This is a genomic window from Vibrio sp. Vb0937 (genome assembly GCF_033338855.1).
Window position 1 is genome coordinate 1 of the sequence record NZ_JAWOTK010000153.1, and the last position, 1,563, is coordinate 1,563.

1 rRNA gene is annotated in these 1,563 nt (G+C 53.6%); it reads right to left on the reverse strand.

The features are described from left to right. A 16S ribosomal RNA gene (locus R7P67_RS23960) occupies positions 1-1,553 on the reverse strand. Positions 1,554-1,563: the final 10 nt, after the last annotated feature.

Here is a 1,563-nt window from a genome sequence, read left to right on the forward strand (position 1 = left end):
TAAGGAGGTGATCCAGCGCCAGGTTCCCCTAGCGCTACCTTGTTACGACTTCACCCCAGTCATGAACCACAAAGTGGTAAGCGTCCCCCCGAAGGTTAAACTACCTACTTCTTTTGCAGCCCACTCCCATGGTGTGACGGGCGGTGTGTACAAGGCCCGGGAACGTATTCACCGTGGCATTCTGATCCACGATTACTAGCGATTCCGACTTCATGGAGTCGAGTTGCAGACTCCAATCCGGACTACGACGCACTTTTTGGGATTCGCTCACTTTCGCAAGTTGGCCGCCCTCTGTATGCGCCATTGTAGCACGTGTGTAGCCCTACTCGTAAGGGCCATGATGACTTGACGTCGTCCCCACCTTCCTCCGGTTTATCACCGGCAGTCTCCCTGGAGTTCCCGACATTACTCGCTGGCAAACAAGGATAAGGGTTGCGCTCGTTGCGGGACTTAACCCAACATTTCACAACACGAGCTGACGACAGCCATGCAGCACCTGTCTCAGAGTTCCCGAAGGCACCAATCCATCTCTGGAAAGTTCTCTGGATGTCAAGAGTAGGTAAGGTTCTTCGCGTTGCATCGAATTAAACCACATGCTCCACCGCTTGTGCGGGCCCCCGTCAATTCATTTGAGTTTTAATCTTGCGACCGTACTCCCCAGGCGGTCTACTTAACGCGTTAGCTCCGAAAGCCACGGCTCAAGGCCACAACCTCCAAGTAGACATCGTTTACGGCGTGGACTACCAGGGTATCTAATCCTGTTTGCTCCCCACGCTTTCGCATCTGAGTGTCAGTATCTGTCCAGGGGGCCGCCTTCGCCACCGGTATTCCTTCAGATCTCTACGCATTTCACCGCTACACCTGAAATTCTACCCCCCTCTACAGTACTCTAGTCTGCCAGTTTCAAATGCTATTCCGAGGTTGAGCCCCGGGCTTTCACATCTGACTTAACAAACCACCTGCATGCGCTTTACGCCCAGTAATTCCGATTAACGCTCGCACCCTCCGTATTACCGCGGCTGCTGGCACGGAGTTAGCCGGTGCTTCTTCTGTCGCTAACGTCAAATGATAGTGCTATTAACACTACCACCTTCCTCACGACTGAAAGTGCTTTACAACCCGAAGGCCTTCTTCACACACGCGGCATGGCTGCATCAGGCTTGCGCCCATTGTGCAATATTCCCCACTGCTGCCTCCCGTAGGAGTCTGGACCGTGTCTCAGTTCCAGTGTGGCTGATCATCCTCTCAGACCAGCTAGGGATCGTCGCCTTGGTGAGCCCTTACCTCACCAACTAGCTAATCCCACCTAGGCATATCCTGACGCGAGAGGCCCGAAGGTCCCCCTCTTTGGCCCGTAGGCATCATGCGGTATTAGCCATCGTTTCCAATGGTTATCCCCCACATCAGGGCAATTTCCTAGGCATTACTCACCCGTCCGCCGCTCGACGCCGTTATCGTCCCCCGAAGGTTCAGATAACTCGTTTCCGCTCGACTTGCATGTGTTAGGCCTGCCGCCAGCGTTCAATCTGAGCCATGATCAAACTCTTCAATTTAAGATTTTGT